This window comes from Dysosmobacter sp. Marseille-Q4140 (assembly GCA_018228705.1).
Taxonomy (GTDB): domain Bacteria; phylum Bacillota; class Clostridia; order Oscillospirales; family Oscillospiraceae; genus Oscillibacter.
Genome location: CP073694.1, coordinates 1231327 through 1249344, shown reverse-complemented (window position 1 = coordinate 1249344; position 18018 = coordinate 1231327). Strand labels below are relative to the sequence as shown.

Annotated in this window: 18 protein-coding genes; 13 read left to right on the top strand and 5 right to left on the bottom strand. The window is 62.2% G+C overall.

The genetic code is table 11. The features are described from left to right. Positions 1-3 precede the first annotated feature (3 nt). Positions 4-1074 (top strand): AAA family ATPase, encoded by a 1071-nt coding sequence (locus tag KFE19_06320; protein ID QUO39118.1) that lies wholly within the window; start codon positions 4-6, stop codon positions 1072-1074. Further along, positions 1071-2060, top strand: coding sequence for a 2-hydroxyacid dehydrogenase (locus tag KFE19_06315; GenBank protein ID QUO39117.1), 990 nt, complete (start codon positions 1071-1073; stop codon positions 2058-2060). The genes KFE19_06320 and KFE19_06315 overlap by 4 nt, the downstream gene beginning before the upstream one ends. A gap of 114 nt (positions 2061-2174) precedes the next feature. On the opposite strand, the gene KFE19_06310 is transcribed toward KFE19_06315, so the two are convergent. Further along, positions 2175-3452: a LysM peptidoglycan-binding domain-containing protein gene (locus KFE19_06310; protein QUO39116.1), complete on the bottom strand. Its 1278-nt coding sequence runs from the start codon at positions 3450-3452 to the stop codon at positions 2175-2177. A 336-nt stretch (positions 3453-3788) separates the two neighbouring features. Here KFE19_06310 and KFE19_06305 point away from each other — a divergent pair, with 336 nt between their 5' ends. The 11 genes from KFE19_06305 to KFE19_06255 all read left to right on the top strand — a co-directional run bounded on the left by KFE19_06305 (position 3789) and on the right by KFE19_06255 (position 13724). Next, positions 3789-4241 carry a Na+/H+ antiporter subunit E gene (locus KFE19_06305; protein ID QUO39115.1) on the top strand — a complete coding sequence of 151 codons (453 nt, stop codon included), beginning with the start codon at positions 3789-3791 and terminating at the stop codon, positions 4239-4241. Positions 4242-4243: 2 nt separating this feature from the next. Then, complete coding sequence (locus KFE19_06300) at positions 4244-4570, top strand: sodium:proton antiporter (protein ID QUO39114.1); 327 nt, start codon at positions 4244-4246, stop codon at positions 4568-4570. After that, positions 4560-4883, top strand: a complete 324-nt coding sequence (locus tag KFE19_06295) for a monovalent cation/H(+) antiporter subunit G (protein ID QUO39113.1) — start codon at positions 4560-4562, stop codon at positions 4881-4883. Before KFE19_06300 ends, KFE19_06295 begins: the two co-directional genes overlap by 11 nt. After that, complete coding sequence (locus KFE19_06290) at positions 4880-5131, top strand: DUF4040 domain-containing protein (protein ID QUO39112.1); 252 nt, start codon at positions 4880-4882, stop codon at positions 5129-5131. Before KFE19_06295 ends, KFE19_06290 begins: the two co-directional genes overlap by 4 nt. Next, on the top strand, positions 5124-6020 hold the full coding sequence (locus KFE19_06285) for a hypothetical protein (GenBank protein QUO39111.1): 897 nt from the start codon (positions 5124-5126) through the stop codon (positions 6018-6020). Before KFE19_06290 ends, KFE19_06285 begins: the two co-directional genes overlap by 8 nt. Positions 6021-6065: 45 nt before the next feature. Continuing rightward, a complete protein-coding gene (locus KFE19_06280; GenBank protein ID QUO39538.1) occupies positions 6066-6428 on the top strand; it encodes a cation:proton antiporter subunit C in 363 nt (120 codons plus the stop codon). Further along, positions 6428-7942 carry a sodium:proton antiporter gene (locus KFE19_06275; GenBank protein ID QUO39110.1) on the top strand — a complete coding sequence of 505 codons (1515 nt, stop codon included), beginning with the start codon at positions 6428-6430 and terminating at the stop codon, positions 7940-7942. The genes KFE19_06280 and KFE19_06275 overlap by 1 nt, the downstream gene beginning before the upstream one ends. Positions 7943-7979: 37 nt before the next feature. After that, positions 7980-9428, top strand: a complete 1449-nt coding sequence (locus KFE19_06270; protein ID QUO39537.1) for a proton-conducting membrane transporter — start codon at positions 7980-7982, stop codon at positions 9426-9428. Positions 9429-9468: 40 nt separating this feature from the next. Further along, positions 9469-10956, top strand: a complete 1488-nt coding sequence (locus KFE19_06265) for a proton-conducting membrane transporter (GenBank protein ID QUO39109.1) — start codon at positions 9469-9471, stop codon at positions 10954-10956. 16 nt (positions 10957-10972) lie between these two features. Next, entirely contained in the window at positions 10973-12916 is a 1944-nt protein-coding gene (locus KFE19_06260; protein QUO39108.1) for an NADH dehydrogenase, read from the top strand. Positions 12917-12995: 79 nt separating this feature from the next. Next, a complete protein-coding gene (locus tag KFE19_06255; GenBank protein QUO39107.1) occupies positions 12996-13724 on the top strand; it encodes a ZIP family metal transporter in 729 nt (242 codons plus the stop codon). Between the two features lie 94 nt (positions 13725-13818). Here KFE19_06255 and KFE19_06250 read toward each other — a convergent pair whose 3' ends face one another. The 4 genes from KFE19_06250 to KFE19_06235 all read right to left on the bottom strand — a co-directional run bounded on the left by KFE19_06250 (position 13819) and on the right by KFE19_06235 (position 17727). After that, positions 13819-15570, bottom strand: coding sequence for a recombinase family protein (locus tag KFE19_06250; GenBank protein QUO39106.1), 1752 nt, complete (start codon positions 15568-15570; stop codon positions 13819-13821). Further along, entirely contained in the window at positions 15567-15872 is a 306-nt protein-coding gene (locus KFE19_06245) for a hypothetical protein (GenBank protein QUO39105.1), read from the bottom strand. The genes KFE19_06250 and KFE19_06245 overlap by 4 nt, the downstream gene beginning before the upstream one ends. 19 nt (positions 15873-15891) lie before the next feature. After that, positions 15892-17157 carry a plasmid recombination protein gene (locus KFE19_06240; GenBank protein ID QUO39104.1) on the bottom strand — a complete coding sequence of 422 codons (1266 nt, stop codon included), beginning with the start codon at positions 17155-17157 and terminating at the stop codon, positions 15892-15894. A gap of 348 nt (positions 17158-17505) precedes the next feature. Beyond that, the gene (locus tag KFE19_06235; GenBank protein QUO39103.1) at positions 17506-17727 is read right to left on the bottom strand and encodes an LLM class flavin-dependent oxidoreductase; all 222 of its coding nucleotides are present in this window, start codon (positions 17725-17727) and stop codon (positions 17506-17508) included. Positions 17728-18018 lie beyond the last annotated feature (291 nt).

Genomic DNA, 18018 nt, shown 5'->3' with positions numbered 1-18018 from the left:
CACATGGCGGACAACCACAAAAAGGACGAGATCATTCTGCAGCAGCTGGAGGTGATCCGCACCATGACGGAGCACAACCTCAGCCGCATGGGATCGGACTTCTGGGGCGCACCGGCCCCGGCGCCGGGGAGCGGCGCACCGGAGAGAAAGGCTGCCGCGCCGGAGGCGAAAGCGGACGGCGGGACGGAGAAGGCCGCAGAGGCTGCGGCGGACGGGACCGACCAGGCGGTGCCGCCTCCGGAGAAGCTGGAGGACCTGCAGGCGGAGCTGGACGGCTACATCGGCCTGGCGCGGGTGAAGCGGGAGGTAAAGACCCTGGTCAATCTGGTGAAGGTCCACCAGATGCGGAAGGAGAACGGCCTGCCGGAGACGGAGATGAGCCTGCACATGGTGTTCTCCGGCAATCCCGGCACCGGCAAGACCACCGTTGCCCGGATCATGGCCCGGATCTACCACTCTCTGGGCATCCTGTCCAAGGGGCAGCTGGTGGAGACGGACCGCAGCGGCCTGGTGGCGGGCTACGTGGGCCAGACCGCCATCAAGACCCGCAAGGTACTGGAAAAGGCCCTGGGGGGCGTGCTGTTCATCGACGAGGCTTACGCGCTAAACGGCGGCGGGGACAACGACTTCGGCCAGGAGGCCATCGACACGGTGCTCAAGTATATGGAGGACCACCGGGACGATCTGGTGGTGATCGCCGCCGGGTACGACGGGCTCATGGACCAGTTCATCCGCTCCAACCCCGGCCTGGAGTCCCGGTTCAACCGCTTTTTGCACTTTGATGACTACACGCCCCAGGAGATGCTGGAGATCTTCCGGATGCAGTGCCGGAAGGGCTGCTATGAACTGGATGAGGACGCCGCGGGGGCGGTGCAGGAGCTGATCGCCCGGGAGAACACGGACCCGGTGTCCTTCGGCAACGCCCGGGGCGTGCGGAACCTCTTTGAGCGGGTGCTGGTGTGCCAGGCCGACCGGCTGGCCCGGCAGGAGAGCGTGAACCGGGAGGACCTGATGCGCCTGACGGCGGAGGACGTGCGCCGGGCGGGCGAGACGGAGAGGGAGGATGCGCAATGAAGGTGTTGATCCTGGCGCCCCAGGCGCGGTATGACCAGTACGGCCCGGCGCCGGAGGCGCGGGAGGGCCTGGAGCTGGTCTTTCGGGACCGCACCGGCACGGAGGCGGAGTGGCTGGCCGCCGGCGCCGACGCCGAGGTGCTGGTGGTGACGCCGGTGACGGCGGTGACGGAGCAGCTGATCGCCCGGATGCCGAAGCTGCGGATGATCCACAGCGAGGGCGTGGGCTACGACCGGATCGACCTGGAGGCGGCCCGGAAGCGGGGCATCTGGGTGTGCAACAACGCCGGGTGCAACGCCGACGCCGTGGCGGAGCTGGCGGTGACGCTGATGAGCATGCTGCTGCACCGGACGCTGTGGGGCGACCGGATGATGCGCCAGGGCCGCCACGCCGAGGCCATCCGGACCCTGGAGGGGGATATCCCGCCGGATCTGAGCGTGTCCACGGTGGGGCTGGTGGGATTCGGCAACATCGCCCAGGCCACGGCCCGGCGGCTCCGGGTCAACGGCAGCCGGGTGTTTTACTACGCCCGGCACCGGCGTGATCCGGAGACGGAGGCGGCCCTGGGGGCCGGCTATCTGCCCCTTCTGGAGCTGGCGGAGCGGTGCGACATCATCAGCCTGCACCTGCCGGCCACGGCGGAGAGCCGCCACCTGCTGGACGAGACCTTTTTTGCCCATCTCAAGCCCGGGGCATTTTTGGTGAACACCGCCCGGGGCGCCGTCATCGACGACGAGGCCCTGTGCGCCGCCATGCGGTCGGGACGGCTGGCCGGGGCGGCGCTGGACGCCTATGAGCCGGAGCCCGCCGGGGCGGACCACCCCCTGGTGCATCTGGCGGCGGAGTTCCCGGACCGGATGATCCTGTGCCCTCATCAGGGCGGCGTCAACCAGTCGGCTTACCGCCGGGTGGTGCAGATGATCTTTGAGAACCTGGAGACGCTTCGGGCGGGCCGCCGGCCCGACCGGGTGGTCAACGGACTGTGAGAACAACCAGGCGCCGGGGCGGATGTTTTCCGCTCCGGCACCTGTGTGTTGGCGGGAGCTGCCCGCCGGTGCGGAAGCGGGGAGGCGCCCTTTTGGGGCGCCTCCCCGTTTCCTTTAGTCCGCGATGTCGTAGAGGGAGGCCGTGGTCAGCCAGGTCTGGGAGAAGGGGCGCATCAGGTTCCAGAAGCCGCCGCCCAGAAGTCCGTACTCCGCAATCAGTTCCAGCTTGGCCGCAAGGCTCCGGGCGTCCTCGAACCAGACCTCGTGGACGGCGCCGGAGTCCCCGGTGTAGTGGAAGAAGGGGGATTGGGCGGTCTCATCGTACTGGATGTCGATGCGGTGGGCGATGGCCAGTTCAATGGCCCGCTGGTTGGAGATGGACTGGGCCCGGGTCTCCCCCCGGACGAAGGGCAGGGGCCAGTCGTAGCCGTAGTTGGGGATGCCCAGCAGGATCTTGGACGGCGAGATGGCGGTGACCGCATAGTCCAGCACCTGCCGGACGTTGGGCAGGGGTGCCACCGCCATGGGAGGGCCCGCGGTGTAGCCCCACTCGTAGGTCATCAGCAGAACGCCGTCCACCGCCTCGCCCACGGCGGCGTAGTCGTGGCCCTCGTACAGCAGGCCTGCCTGCCGGGCGGAGGTTTTGGGGGCCAGGGCCGCCCACAGGAAAAAGCCCTGGGAATGGAGCAGCCGCCGCAGCCGGGCCAGGAATTCCGCGTAGGCGGCGGCCAGGGTGCCGGGCAGATACTCAAAGTCCACATCCAGCCCGGCGTAACCCCGGCGGCGGAGGGTTTGCAGGACCTCCGAGATCAGCTGGGTCTGGACCGCCTGGTCCGTCAGCATCAGAGCGCCCCGCTCCGTGTCGAACTGGCCGTCCTCTGTCAGGGTGGACAGGTGCATCACCGGCCGGACGCCCCGCTGTCGGGCGGCGGCGAGCAGAGCGTCGTCCGCCAGGGGCAGCAGGCCGCCGGAGGCGGTGATGCCGTAGGTGAAGGGAGCCAGATAGCTGAGATAGGGCAGCTCCGAGGCCAGGAGAGGAGGGTCAATGGTGGGATAGGCATAACCGCTGAAGAGGGCCGATCGAAACGGCTGGCCGAAGTAGGAGATCACCAGGGTCTCCCCGGGCCGCAGGTCCGTGCCGCCGCCCAGGGGCCAGTTGTTCTGCCACAGCCGCCGGACCGTGGTGCCGTAGGCTGCTGCCAGGGAGAAGAGAGTCTCCCCTGGACGGATCACATGGACGGTCTCGGGAAAGCGAACCACCAGGGTCTGTCCCACCGCCAGGGCGCCGTCGGCGCCTACGTCGTTGTCGGCCGCCAGACGGCGGGCGTCCACGCCGTACTGCGCGGCAATGGAGGTCACGGTGTCGCCGGGCCGGACCACATGGATGTTCATTTGCACATCACCCCTTTTTTGCAAGCCTATGCGGTCCCGGCGGCAGATATGAGGAGAACGGACCGGGGAGATGCCGGGAGAGCCGGGAAAAAAACGCAGGCGGCAGAATTTTTTCTTGCGTTTTGCCGGCCCATCCTGTACCATAAATGCAGATGATACTTCCGCCGGGACGCTTCTGCCGGAGCGATGGCGGAGCGGGACCGGCATTGTTAGTTTTTTAACGAGTTGGAGATGACAGACGACGCCCCCCGTATGTGGCCGCTGCTGCTTGGATGCGCGCGGCGGGACGGGGCGGGCGTTGTTTTTTTGACTGGAAATGGAGAGGAGGGACGCGGCGTGTTCGTGCTGTTTTTCCTGCTGTGGCTGCTGATGACCGGGGAAGTGACGGTCCACGCCTGTCTGTGGGGGCTGGCGGTGTCCGCGGCCATGACCTGGTTTTGCTGGAAGTTTCTGGACTACCGGATGTTCCTGCCCCGGCCGGGGCGGCTGTGGGGCTGGGCGCGGTATCTGGTCCGCCTGCTGGCGGAGATGCTGAAGGCCGGCTTTGTGGTGATGCGCCTGGTGTACACCCGGGGCCGGAACATGCGGCCGCTGCTGGTGTGGTACAACACGCCGCTGAAAGCCGACCGGGAGCGGGTGATCCTGGCCAACTCCATCACCCTCACCGCGGGAACCATCACCGTGACTGCGGAGGGCGGACGCTTCTGCGTCCACGCCCTGGACGCGTCGCTGGCGAAGGGGATCGAGGACTGCGACTTCCAGCGGCGGCTGGAAAAGATGGAGGCGTGAGCATGGAGCAGGTGAGAGGTGCGCTTTTGATCTTCAGCGCCATCGTTTTGGCGGCGCTGATGCTGGCCACGCTGGTCCGCGCCATCCTGGGGCCCCGGTTCACCGACCGGATCATCGCCGTCAACGTCATCAACACGCTGGTGGTGGCGGAGATCGTGCTGCTGTCGGTGTGGATGGAAGAGGACTTTCTGGTGGATGTGGCACTGCTGTACGCGCTGCTGAGCTTTCTGACTGTGGTGGTGGTCTCCCGGCTGGTGCTGACCCGGCGGAGGAAACAGCTGGAGAAGGAAAAGCGGGAGAGAATGGGAGGCGGCGTCCATGGTGCATAACATTGCGACGGTGATCGGCCTGGGACTGCTGCTGTTCGGGCTGTTCGTGTTTTTCTCGGCGGTGCTGGGGCTCTACCGCTTCGGCGACGCCCTGAGCCGGATGCACGCTGCCGCCGTGGGCGACGCCCTGGGGATCTTCTGCATCCTGGCGGGGCTGATGGTGCTCCACGGCTGGTCGCTGTCCGGGGCCAAGACGCTGCTGGTATTTTTGTTCTTGTGGCTGACCAGCCCCGTGTCCAGCCACCTCATCGCGGAGATGGAGGTCATGACGGTGGCGGAGATCGAAAAGGAATGTGAGGTGGAGGTGCGATGATCCTGCTGGAGTACATCCTGCTGATCGGCGTTATCGCCTGCGCCGTGGCGGCGCCCCTGTGCCGCCGCCTGCTGGCTATGGTGATCGTGTACATGGCCATGTCTCTTTTGATGGCGGTGCTGTGGAGCCTGCTGCAGAGCCCCGACCTGGCCATCACCGAGGCGGCGGTGGGTGCGGGTGTCACCAGTATTCTGTTTTTCCTGACCCTTAAACGGATCCACGCGCTGAAAGGAACGAAGGATGGCTGATCGGAAGGAACAAGAGAATTGGAGAGAAAAGCTGACCGCCTGGGTGGACGGGGACCGGGAGCCGAAGGACCAGTCGCTGTTCGTCATGGAGCAGCGGCCGCCCCGCTCCTTCCGGCCCAGCGATGAGGAGCACGAGCGCCGGGAGAAGCATCGGCTCCATCGGTTTTTCAACTGGTATCCCCTGGCCGCCGGGGCGCTGTGTCTGGTGCTGGTGGGGATCATGATGGCGGCGGTGCTGACCATGCCGGTGTTCGGCGATGAGGACAACCCCACCAACAACGAGGTCGCCGAGCACTATCTGGAGTACGGCAGGGAGGAGACCGGCTCGGCCAACGCCGTGACGGCCATGATCCTCAGCTACCGGGGCTTCGACACCCTGGGGGAGAGCTGCGTGCTGTTTTTGGCGGTGACGGCGGTGATGATCCTGCTGCTGCGGGACCGGAACAACACCTCGGAGATGGATGCGGCCAAGCAGGCCCGGGAGGACGCCATCGCCGCGGGGCATCGGGACCCCATTTTACGGCAGGTGTCCTGGCTGCTGGTGCCCTTCATCTTCCTGTTCGCCATCTATGTGCTGCTCCACGGTGAGGAGTCGCCGGGCGGCGGCTTCTCCGGCGGGACGGTGCTGGGGGCGGGACTGATCCTGTTCTCCGCCGCCTTCGGCCACCAGAACATCCGGGCCTTCATGGACCGGCGGACCTATGCGGCGGTTCGGACCTGCGGACTGCTGCTGTACGCCCTGCTGTACGGCGCGTATATCTTCATCGGCGCCAACGGACTGCCCAACTACCTCACCGGCATGGTTTTGCTGATCGACCTGGCGGTGGGGCTGGTGGTGGCCTGCACGGTATACGGATTTTACGCCCTGTTCTCCCGGGGGGAGCTGTGACGGGGCGGCTATGACGAGAGAGAGGGGGGGACGCCTGTGCTGGAGATGGTTTTGCAGAACCGCTTTGCCGTGACCGCGGTGATCCTGTTCGGTGTGGGGCTGATGAACATGCTGCTCCAGCAGAACCTGCTGCGGAAGGTCGTGGGCTTCAACATCATGGATTCCGCTGTGTTTTTGCTGCTGGCCTCCCTGGGCTACATTGACGGGGGCACCGCGCCCATCGTGGGGGATCAGGGCTTCGATCCCCTGTACATCAACCCCATCCCCAGCGGATTGGTGCTGACGGGCATCGTGGTTTCCGTGTCCATCACCGCCTTTTCCCTGGCCCTGATCCAGCGGATTTACCGCCGCTACGGTACCATCGAGCTGCGGGAGCTGCTGGAGCGGGCCCGGAAGGAGGACGACTGATGCGGCCGCTTGTGGAGAATTTTCCCTTTCTGTCCATCTTCCTGGCTATCGTGGCGGGGATCCTGTGCGCCACGCTGCGCCGGGGAGCCCTGGCCTACCGGTTGACCCTGGCGGTGGCTCTGACCGCGGCGCTGCTGAACGCCGCGGTGCTGGAGTATACCTACCTGGGGGATCTCAGCTTCACCTACACCATGGGCCGGTTCGTGGCACCCTACGGCAACGCCATCAAGTGCGGGCCGCTCCAGGCGCTGTTGGCCGCCGCCTTCTGCGTGGTGCTAGCCATGTCCCTGGTGGGGGGACGGCGGGACCTGTTCCACGATGTCCTGCCGGAAAAGCAGCGGTTCTACTTCGTCATGGTGAACCTGCTGACGGCGGCGCTGCTGGCCCTGACCTACACCAACGATGTGTTCACCGGCTATGTGTTCATTGAGATCTGCACCATTGCCTCCTGCGCCCTGGTCATGGCCAAGGACAACGGGCCAAACCTTATCGCCACCATTCGCTATCTCTTCATGAGCCTGCTGGGATCAGGGCTGTTCCTCATCGGCCTGGCCCTGCTCAACAGCATCACCGGCTATCTGCTGATGCCCTCTTTGGCAGAGGCCGTGGCAGAGCTGGCGCAGACCGGACGGTATCACCTGCCCCTGACCGTGTCCATTGGCCTGATCGTGGGGGGCCTTGGCATCAAGAGCGCCATGTTCCCCTTCCACCTGTGGCTGCCGGACGCCCACGGCGGCGCCACCACCGCCTCCTCCGCCATGCTGTCGGGGCTGGTGCTCAAGGGCTACATCGTGCTGCTTCTGACGCTCATTGTCCGGGTGTTCAGCTTGGAGCTGATGGCGGAGATGGGTGTCATGAACGTGATTTTGGCCTTCGGTCTGCTGGGGATGATCTTCGGGTCTCTGGGCGCCATGCGGGAGCGGCACATCAAGCGGATGCTGGCCTACTCCTCTGTGGCGCAGATCGGCTACATCTTTATGGGCATGGGTTTGGGAACCATGGCGGGGCTCACTGCCTCCTGCTTCCACATTCTGGTCCACGCCTGCTGCAAGCCGCTGCTATTTGCCTGCGCTGGACGGCTCAGCGCCGTCAGCGGGCACCACAAGAGCCTGCGGAACCTCCGCGGCAGCGCCTTCCGGGACATCGTGGCGGGACTTGGGTTCACAGTGGGCGCACTGTCCATGATCGGTATTCCGCTCTTCGGCGGGTTCGTCTCCAAGCTCTACTTTGCCAGCGCATCCCTGCCCACCAACAAGACGGCGCTGACCCTGCTGACCATCGCTCTGTCCACAGTGCTCAATGCCCTGTATTACGTGCCGGCTCTGCTGGCCATCTGGGTGCGGCCTCCCGCCGAGGAGGAAAAGGCCCTGCTGGCAGATGTGGCGCCGGGGGATCTGGTTGCCGATCGCTCCTTTACCGCCGCTGCGGCAGTGCTGACGGCGGGGATCTTCGCGCTGGGCATCTTTTATCACCCTGTTTTGAATGTGATCGAGGCCGGGCTCCGGCTGACCTGATGAGAAATTTTGAGAATGTGAGAGGACTGCGCCCATGGTGCTGCTGCTGCCGATCCTGGTGCCTCTGATAGGCGGGATCTTTGTGTTCCGGCAAAAAAGTGAACAGCTCCGTGACCGGCTGGCCCTGACGGTGATCCTGGCTACGGCGGTCCTGGCAGCGGTGGCGTGCCTGCTGCCGGAGCGGCGGCTGGTGCTGCTGACCATCCAGGGGGCGCTGCACCTGGCGCTGCGGACCGACGGCCTGGCCCGGTTTTTCATGCTGCTTTGCGTCTGCATCTGGGTGCCGGTGCTGCTGTTCGCCTTCCCCTATATCCGCCACGCCGGCCGGGAGCGGCAGTTCCTGGGGTTCTACACCATGACCCTGGGTGTGCTGATGGGCCTTGCCATGGCGGCTAACTTCGTGACGCTGTACATGTTCTTTGAGGTCATGTCCCTGATCACCGTGCCGCTGGTGCTGCACACATCCACCGCCGCTGCCCGGCGGGCGGGGTTCAAGTACCTGGGCTATTCGGTGTTCGGCGCCGGTATGGCTCTGATCGGGTATTTCTTCGTGGCCTACTATCTGGCGGCGCCGGACTTCGCTGCCGGCGGCGTCATGGATCCGGCCCGGTCCGCCCAGCACCGGGAGCTGCTGCTGGCGGCATACTGCCTGATGATTGTGGGCTTCGGCGCCAAGGCGGGCATGGTGCCCATGCAGGCCTGGCTCCCCTCCGCCCACCCGGTGGCTCCGGCACCGGCTTCCGCCGTGCTCTCCGGCGTCATCACCAAGGGCGGCGTGCTGGCGGTGATCCGGGTCACCTACTACATGTTCGGGCCGGAGTTTCTCCGGGGCAGCTGGCCTCAGTATGTGCTGCTGACCCTGGCGCTGACTACGGTGTTCGTGGGGTCCATGCTGGCCTACCGGGAAAAGCAGCTCAAGCGGCGGCTGGCCTACTCCACCGTGAGCCAGGTGTCCTATGTGCTGTTCGGACTGCTGCTGCTGACCCCGGCCGGAGTCCAGGCGGCCATGACCCAGATGATCTTCCACGCCGTGGCCAAGGACGCGCTGTTCCTGGCGGCGGGCGCCATCATCTTTTCCACCAACTACACACGGGTGGACCAGCTGCGGGGCATCGGCAAGCGGATGCCGGTGAGCATGTGGTGCTTTACCCTGGCGGCGCTGTCCCTGATCGGGATTCCCCCCATGGCGGGCTTTGTCAGCAAGTGGTATCTGGTCTCCGCAGGACTGGAGGCGCCGGTGGGGCTGTTCAGCGCGGCGGGAATGGCGGTGCTGGTGGTGTCGGCCCTGCTGACGGCGGGATACCTGCTGCCCATCGTGACGGACGGTTTTTTTCCTGGAAAGGACTATATCGCCGAGCGCAGGGAAGTGGGGCCTTGGATGCGCTGGCCCCTGGTGGCCTTTGCCGCTGCGGCGGTGGTGCTGGGCCTGGTGCCCGGCGCGGTGACCGGATGGCTGGGGGAGCTGGCTGGAGGACTGTTTCCGTGAGGGAGCGGCCCTGGAATTTTTGTGAGAGGAGGGAGATCGGATGCACCGGTTTTTGACGCTGCCTATTCTGGTGCCCATGCTGCTGGGTTTGGTGCTGCTGGTGGCGCAGCCCAAGGACCGCCGGGTCCGAAGCATCTATGTGACGGCCTCCGCCCTGGTCACTTCCGTGCTCTCCTTCCTCTGTATCCTGATCACCTATGCCAAGGGATCTGCCGCCCTGGCCTGTATCCTGGTGCGCTTTTCCGAGAGCTTCTCCATCTCCCTGCGGATCGACGGGGCCTCCATGGTGTACGGGGCCATCGTGTCCTTCCTGTGGCCGCTGGTGACGGTGTACGCATTGGACTACATGTCCCATGAGGGCCATGAGAGCCGCTTTTTCAGCTTTTGGCTCATGGCCTACGGTGTGGTGCTGGGCATCGCCTACTCCGAGGACTTTTTGTCGCTGTACTTCTTCTATGAACTGCTGACCCTGGCCACGCTGCCGCTGGTCATGCACGCCATGGATGAAAAGGCCCGGTACGCCGGGCGCAAATACATCATCTACTCCCTGTCGGGGGCGGCCTTTGCCTTTATCGGCATCGTGTTTTTGCTCAACTACGGCGTGGGGCATCTGAACTTCACCTACGGCGGTGTGCTGGACCCGGCCCGGGTGGCCGGCAGCGAGAGTACGCTGCTGGTGGCCTTTGTGGCGGCCTTCTTCGGCTTCGGCGTCAAGGCGGCGCTGTTCCCCTTTCACGGCTGGCTGCCGGACGCCTCCGTGGCGCCCACGCCGGTCAGCGCCCTGCTCCACGCAGTGGCGGTGGTGAAAGCAGGCGCCTTCGCCGTGCTGCGGCTCATTTACTTCGGCTTCGGGGCGGACTTCCTGCGGGGGACCTGGGCACAGACCGTGGTCATGACCGCCACCATCATTACCATCGTCTACGGCTCTGCCCGGTCGCTGCGGACACCGCACCTGAAGCGGCGGCTGGCCTTTTCTACCGTCAGCAACCTCTCCTATATCCTCTTTGCCCTGACGCTGATGAGTCCGGCGGGGCTGGTGGGCGGCATGACCCACATGGTCTACCACGCCTTCACCAAGATCACCATGTTCTGCTGCGCCGGCGCCATTTTGCACCAGGGGCGGGAGTATGTCTACGAGCTGGAGGATTTCGGCCGGGTGATGCCGGTGGTGTTCGGCACCTTCACGGTGTCCTCCTTCGCTTTGATCGGTGTGCCGCCCCTGGGGGGCTTTGCCGGAAAGTGGATGATTGCCGAGGGGGCGGTGGCCTCCGTCAATCCCCTGGCCTACGCGGGCCTGGGGGCGCTGATCCTGTCCACGCTGCTGACCACGCTGTATCTCATCACCATCGTGGCCCGGGCCTATTTCCCCATCGGGGAGCTGGACCGGGCGGTGCTGGACCAGGTGCGGGACCCGGGCTGGGCCATGAAGGTCCCGCTGCTGGCCCTGACGGCCTCCGGTGTCCTTCTGGCGCTTTGCTCCGACCTGGTCATCGGCTTTTTGCAGCTGGTGGGCCAGGGCGTGCTGTGAGGAAGGGGGAGAGACGATGGCGCAAGGTTTGATGCTGTTTCTGATCCTGTTCCCCATGGCCATGGCGCCGGTGGTGTTCCCCCTGCGGCGCCGGGACCGGGGCCTGCGGGACCGCTTTATCCAGCTGGTGCCGCTGGCGGAGCTGGCGGCGGCGCTGGTGCTGCTGTTCCTTCCGGCGGCGGAGTTGATCCTGCCGGGTGTCTGCGGCCTGGGGCTGTCCTTCGCCGCCGGGAGTCTGGGACGGCTGCTGGCGGCAGTGGCGGCGGCGCTGTGGGTGGGCACCGGCGCGGTGTCCCCGCCCTATTTTGCCTCCGCCGAGGGCTGCAACCGGTATTATTTCTTCTGGCTGCTGACCCAGGGGGCCCTGATGGGCGTGTTTCTGGCGGGAGATCTCTTTACACTGTTCGTGTTCTTCGAGATGATGTCCTTCACCTCTTACGTGTGGGTGGCGCAGAATGAGACGCCCCAGGCCCTGCGGGCCGCAGAGACGTATCTGGCGGTGGCGGTCATCGGCGGCATGACGCTGCTGGTGGGTCTCTTGTGGCTGGGCCACCTGCTGGGGTCCCTGGAGTTTGCCCGGCTGCCGGAGCTGGCCGCTGCAGTGGCGGCGGAGGACCGGTGGGAGCTCTACGGGGCCGGGGCCTGCTGCCTGGTGGGCTTCGGCGCCAAGGCGGGCATGTTCCCCCTGCACATTTGGCTGCCCAAGGCCCATCCTGTGGCGCCGGCGCCGGCGTCGGCGTTGCTCAGCGGCATCCTGACCAAGAGCGGCGTGTTCGGCGTGCTGATCGTGTCCCGCTTTTTGTTCTGGGCCGACGTGCCGTGGAATAGAGTGATACTGGTCCTGGGGACCGTGACCATGGCCCTGGGGGCCGTGCTGGCGCTGTTTTCCATCGACCTCAAGCGGACCCTGGCCTGCTCCTCCATGTCCCAAATCGGGTTTATCCTGGTGGGCGTGGCCATGCAGGGGTATCTGGACGGGGAGAACGCCCTGGCGGCCTGGGGCACCGTGCTGCACATGCTCAACCACAGCCTCATCAAGCTGGTGCTGTTCGTGGCGGCGGGCGTGGTGTACGTGAATACCCACACCCTGGACCTCAACGCCATCCGGGGCTGGGGCCGCAACCGCCTGTGGCTGAAGGGGACCTTCTTCGTGGCGGCGGCCTCCATCGCCGGTGTGCCGGGCTTTTCCGGCTACGTCAGCAAGACGCTGCTTCACGAGGGCATCGTGGAGTACATCCACCTGCTGGAGCACGAGGGGCTCTCCGCGGCGCCGTTCCAGGCGGTGGAGTGGATCTTCCTGATCTCCGGCGGCCTGACGGCGGCCTACATGACCAAGCTGTTCGTGGCGATCTTTGCCTCCCCCCGGGCGGTGGGACAGCGGATCGGCGTTCGGGAGTATATGTCTTCCTGGACCCAGGCGGTGCTGTGCTGCGGCGCGGCGATGCTGCTGGGGCTTGGCGTGACGCCGGGACGGACCACGGAGCCCATTGCCCGGTGGGCCGCGGCCTTTTTGGCGGCGGACGAGGGCCACGCCGTCCACTACTTCACCTGGGTCAATCTCAAGGGCAGTTGCATCTCCCTGGGGATCGGCGCGGCGGTGTATCTGCTGGTGGTGCGGCAGCTGCTGATGAAGCAGGAGGGCAGCGAGCGGGTCTATGTGGATCGCTGGCCCGCCTGGGCGGATCTGGAGGACCGGGTGTACCGGCCCGTGCTGCGGGGACTGGCCTTTGCCGGAGCCCTGTGCGCCAGGGTACTGGCCTCTTTGGGAGATCTGGTGGTGCTGGTCGGAGAGCGGATCCTCTTCACCAAGGCGCCGGGCATTTTCGTGCCCAAGCGGAACGAGGACTTCGGCGTGTACGGCAGAAAGCCCCGGCGGTTCCTGGTGGAGGAGACCTTCTCCTTCGACCTGCTGCTGTCCGGCCTGGGATTGGTGATCCTGCTGATTTATATTCTGATCTGAGGCGCAGAGGCGCCATACGAAAGCGGGAAGCGGCGGAAGCTGCCTTCCCGCTTTTGTGCGCTTTGAAGGAGGTGGAGGAATGTTCTGGACAGCGGTGGCGGCCACAGGGCTGGCGGGGATCGGCGGTACGGGCCTGGGAGGCGGGATCGCGTGTTTGCTGCGGCGAGACTCGCCCCGGATGGTGAGCCTGCTGCTGAGCTTTGCTGCCGGGGTCATGACGGCGGTGGTGTGCTGCGACCTGCTGGCGGAGGCTGTGGGCGCCGGTGGGCGAATGGGATTGGCCCTGACCGCGGCGGCGGTGCTGGCGGGACATGGGGCCGTGGAAGGGTTGGAGCAGCTGCTGGAGCGGCGGGGCGCCCATGGCCTGGCCGCTGCCGGAGCAGCGCTGGCAGCGGCGGTAGCTCTGCACAATGTGCCGGAGGGCATGGTGATCGGGGCGGCCTTTGCCTCCGGAGGCAGGGAGGGCGCCGGAGGGGTGGCTTTGGCGGGTGTGATTGCCCTGCACAACATTCCGGAGGGCATGGCGGTGGCTGGGCCGCTGCGGGCCGCGAATCTGCCCCGGATCTGGGCGATGGCCGCTGCGGCGGCCACAGGCGTGCCCACCGTGGCCGGTGCGGCGCTGGGATATCAGCTGGGGACCCTGGGGCCGGTGGGGCTGGCGGTGACGCTGGGATTCGCCTCCGGCGCCATGCTGTATGTGGTGTTTGGAGAGCTGCTGCCGGAGGCACTGACACTCTGGCAGTCACGGATGCCGGCCTTGGCTGCCGTGTTGGGCATTGTGACTGGACTGATGGTAGTGTATGCATAGTGAGAACATGAAAAAAGCCCCGCCGCACAAGGCTTAATAGTGATAAGGTACTATTTAGCTTTGCGAGGGGCAGAGAACGGTGTGACCGCAATGGTCACGCCGTTTTTCTGCGTCCAGGGGTAGATTTCGCAACAACAGGCTCGGAAATCACAGGAATCTCTACGTCATCCACAAAGTTGAAGTAGATTTTTACCTTCTGTACACGCTTGCCACTGGATTTGTCCGGCGCAAACACCTCAATCTTCTTGATATATTCATTGACTATCGTAGGTGTCAATTCCGGTACATCCACATACTTCTGAGTCAGGGCGACAAAGGCATCCACATCCGCACTCATGGTTTCCTGTGTTTCCAGCCATTCTTCCGTCACTTCGATTTCGAGCTTTAACCGTTCCTGTTCTGCCTCGTAATCGGCGGTCATTTTCTTGTACCGCTCCTTGTTCAGATCGCCCAGGACAAAATCCTCATAGAGTCGGGACAGAAGAACATTCAGGTCAGTCAGCCGCTTCCTGGCCTGCTCCACTCGCTTCCGATCTTCACGGATGTTGCGTTCCTGATCGGAACGGCGGCATTGCAGCCATTCTTCCTGAAAACCTTCCACATCCTGCCGGATATAGGCATTGACCGCACGGATGCGTTCCAACACCAGTTCTCGCAGTACATCTTCCCGGATATAGTGGGCAGAACAGGTGCCTCGACCGCTTTTGTAGCTGGAGCATACATAATGGTCTTGCTTGCCGTCAAAGCTTTTGCAGGTAGCAAAGTGCAGCTTATTCCCGCAATCAGGACAGAACAGAAGCCCAGAGAACAATCCCTGCCGTTCCGCTTTTGTGGGACGGCGTTTGTTTTTTCGCAACTCCTGCACCCTGTCCCACTGAGCCTGAGAAACGATTGCTTCCTGCGTATCAGGGAAGATACACATATCTTCGATGGCATTGGGAATCCGCTTCTTCAGCTTATAGGACTTGGAATAGGTCTTGAAATTGCAGGTACAGCCGGTGTACTCCATCCGCTCCAGAATACCCGCAACCGATTGACCAATCCAATGGTAAGGGCGCTCCGGCATTTTCTTACGCTTTTTGGGGTCAGGATGGTCTTCCGACTGTTTGGCATACAGCGCCTTGGTAGTCAACACCTTATCCTTCTCCAGTATACGGGCAATCTGTTCCGGCCCCTTACCGTCAATGGCCAAGTCAAAGATGCGCTTGACTACTGGGGCGGCATCCTCGTCAATGATCCAATGGTCTTTATCGGCAGGGTCAGTGCGATAACCATAGGGTGGTTTTCCCAGATGCTTTCCGCTGGTGCCTTTCTGCCGGAATACGACTCGGACTTTTTTGCTGGTGTCCCGTGGATACCATTCGTTGAACAAATTACGGATAGCGGCAAAGCCGTCGCTGTCGCCCCGTTCACTGTCCACACCATCATTGACGGCGATAAAACGCACATCGTAGCTGGGGAAAATGATGTCCGTGTACTGTCCAACGGTCAGGTAATCTCGGCCAAACCTACTAAGATCCTTGACCAGCCAGCAACCGACAAGCCCCTGCTTAACCAGTGCAAAGCCTTCCTGCACGCCGGGGCGGTCAAAATTGGTTCCTGTATATCCGTCATCCACCAGAATTTTCAGGTTGGTGTAGCCATGCTCGGCTGCGTACCGGGTTAAAAACTCTTTTTGATTCTGTATCGAATTTGATTCTCCATCCAGTGCATCCTCATTGCTGAGGCGGCAGTACAGGATGGTGATTTTCTGCTGATCCAACATAGCGTCCTCCTTTACGGTTGGGTCAGCTGACAGAATCGGTGTGCATGGTGATATTGTAGCATGAATTTGAGTCTGTGTCATGAACAAAGCGCCTCCTTATCCGAGAAAATGAGCCGTTTTACCTTGTGGGTAAGCGGCTCATTTCCGTCACATACAGTCTCCAGCAGATACCAGGTATTTCCGATTTTTCGTTCTACCGTACCTATAAAAGGATTCATTAGGTTTTCCCAGCGTTTCCGGCATTCTTCCAGAAAATCAATCGGCGGTTCAAAAATCGGGTCAAAGCAGGATTCAATATCGATTTCAGCACAAGCGTTAATCAGCTTTTCCGAAGGAGAATCATCGAGCATCAGCTTATTGAGTTTTGTTGTCAGATTGGTCATAAGCAAAAATTCCTTTCTGTTAAAGCTCCATATCTTGCGATTTGCGGCGGGAAGATTGATCGTGTTGCTTTGTTTGCCGAGTTCGTGTCAAAATGGCGTCAAGAAAAGCCCGCACCTTTTCGGGTGCGAGCTTGACAGCTTCCAGATAAGGCCGTGCCTGTTCTTTCAGTAATTCATATCGCTGTTTCCAGACAGCGACGCTCTTTTGCGCTTGTTGCAGTTTTTCCTCCAAACGGCTGTTTTCCGCCTTGGCAAGAATCCCATTGGCCGCATAATCCTTGAGCGTGTTACACTCGGATGGGGTCAGAGTGATGTTGCCGGTGATCGTCTTTTTCCCCATGGAGCGGATTTCCTGTACCGTCAGGGCGGCAGTACGCTGTTCTTTGGCCTGCTTTTGCAGGGATTGCAGCTCCTTGTGCTTTTTCTCAACGGCAGCCTGTGCGGTGTCCAGCGCCTGTTCTGTCTGAGCGATTTGGGCGGTCACATCTTCCAGCCGCTGCTGCTCCTGTGCCACCTTGAACTGGGTCACAGTCAGATGTTCTTCAGTGCTGCCACGCTCTCCACGCTCCACATCGGTATATCCGGCAGCTTTCATATAGTTGAAGAAATCGTCTTGCAGGACACTGTACGATGTCCGCAGAACTTTCTTGCCCTTGGAGGTCAGAAGCGGATTGCCCTGTTCATCCAGAGCAACTTTGGATTCCCACTTTTTACTGCGGCTGACCTGCATAATGGTCTCCTTGACTGTACCTACAAGGGACTTATCCTTGCACCGCTTCGACCAGAGAATCTGTTTTTCCACCACCGGGACATAGACCACATGAAGGTGGTAGTGATACACATCCTGCCCCAGAGCTTCCGACATGGCTCGGTTGCGCTCATCGGCGTGCATGACGGCAGAGAGGATATACTGCTCACCGCCCACGATCTCTACGGCAGCTTTGTATGCGTCGGTGTAGAATTGCTTGGCATATTCATATCCGCCGTGATTGTGAAAGTAAGCGGAGTTCACATCAAAAATCAGTTCCCCGTATTTCACCGCATCGGCTTTCAGGCCACGGGTGGAGATGACGCCATCGGCAATCATCTGATCGAACATAGCGGCATAGCTGTCGGTAGGAGCTTTGAAGTGGATATTCCGGTAGGTCTGGGAGGTATCAATATCCTGGTTGGAGTAGCTGTCTTTTTCTCGTTCGTTATGCTCCTGCACCTTCGCCACATCATCGAGGGTGGGCAAGTCCTGGTTACGGGCAAAGGTGCGGTCGATTCCGTCGTTTCTTGCCATAAAAATCAGCTCCTTTCCATTGTGCGGCAGACGGCTGAGGGCCGGGGATGCACTTCCTGCGGGAAGTGTAATAACCTATGACACTTTCATCCCGAAGGGCTGCAAAGTGCCGTGGGCTCTCCGAGGGGGAATGCGGCATCTGCGGATGCCTTGACGCCTTTAGAGGCTTGTGTGTGGCACCCAAATCCTCAAAAGGCAGTGTGACCGACAGCATCTCCGCAATCTCGATTGCTTCATTTCTGCCGCTCACAGGCAGAGCAGATTTTGCAAATCCACTCTGCCATCCATCTCCAAATCTGCGGATTTTTCGATGGGGACGGGAGATGCGGTGGGCAAGAACGACAGGCATCATTCGTCCCTCCGCTTTTGCCATACGAGATCATAACCAAGGGCGTCGGCAAGCTGTACCGCCTCCACATACCGCAGAGACTCCCGCTGGAGCTTGTTGGACAGGTTGGAAACGCTGTCGCTCCAGCCGTAATCCTCAGAAAGCAGGTCAACGACTTTCTGCATCGTGTAGCCGGAACGCACGATGTACGACTTAATTTCATTTCTTAAATTGGATTTCATAGAAAATACCTCATTCTTTCGTAAAGTTAGTTTGCCGTGGAGCACACACGCTGCACGGTACAGTTAATCTTAATTACTTCTCAAAAATCGTTCAGAACTGCGTTTGTGAAGAACTGTCCGCAACAGCACCCCATCGACTTTGCCATTAGGTGGGCTTGCAAGCGAAACCGTGAAAATAGTCACCTTACCGCATACCAGCGTCACTGTTTCGCAAATCACCGAATGATGATTTGCATTCTGTTTACAGTAGTGTTTTTCACTGTTTGCACAACCATTGATCGGGAAGTGCGG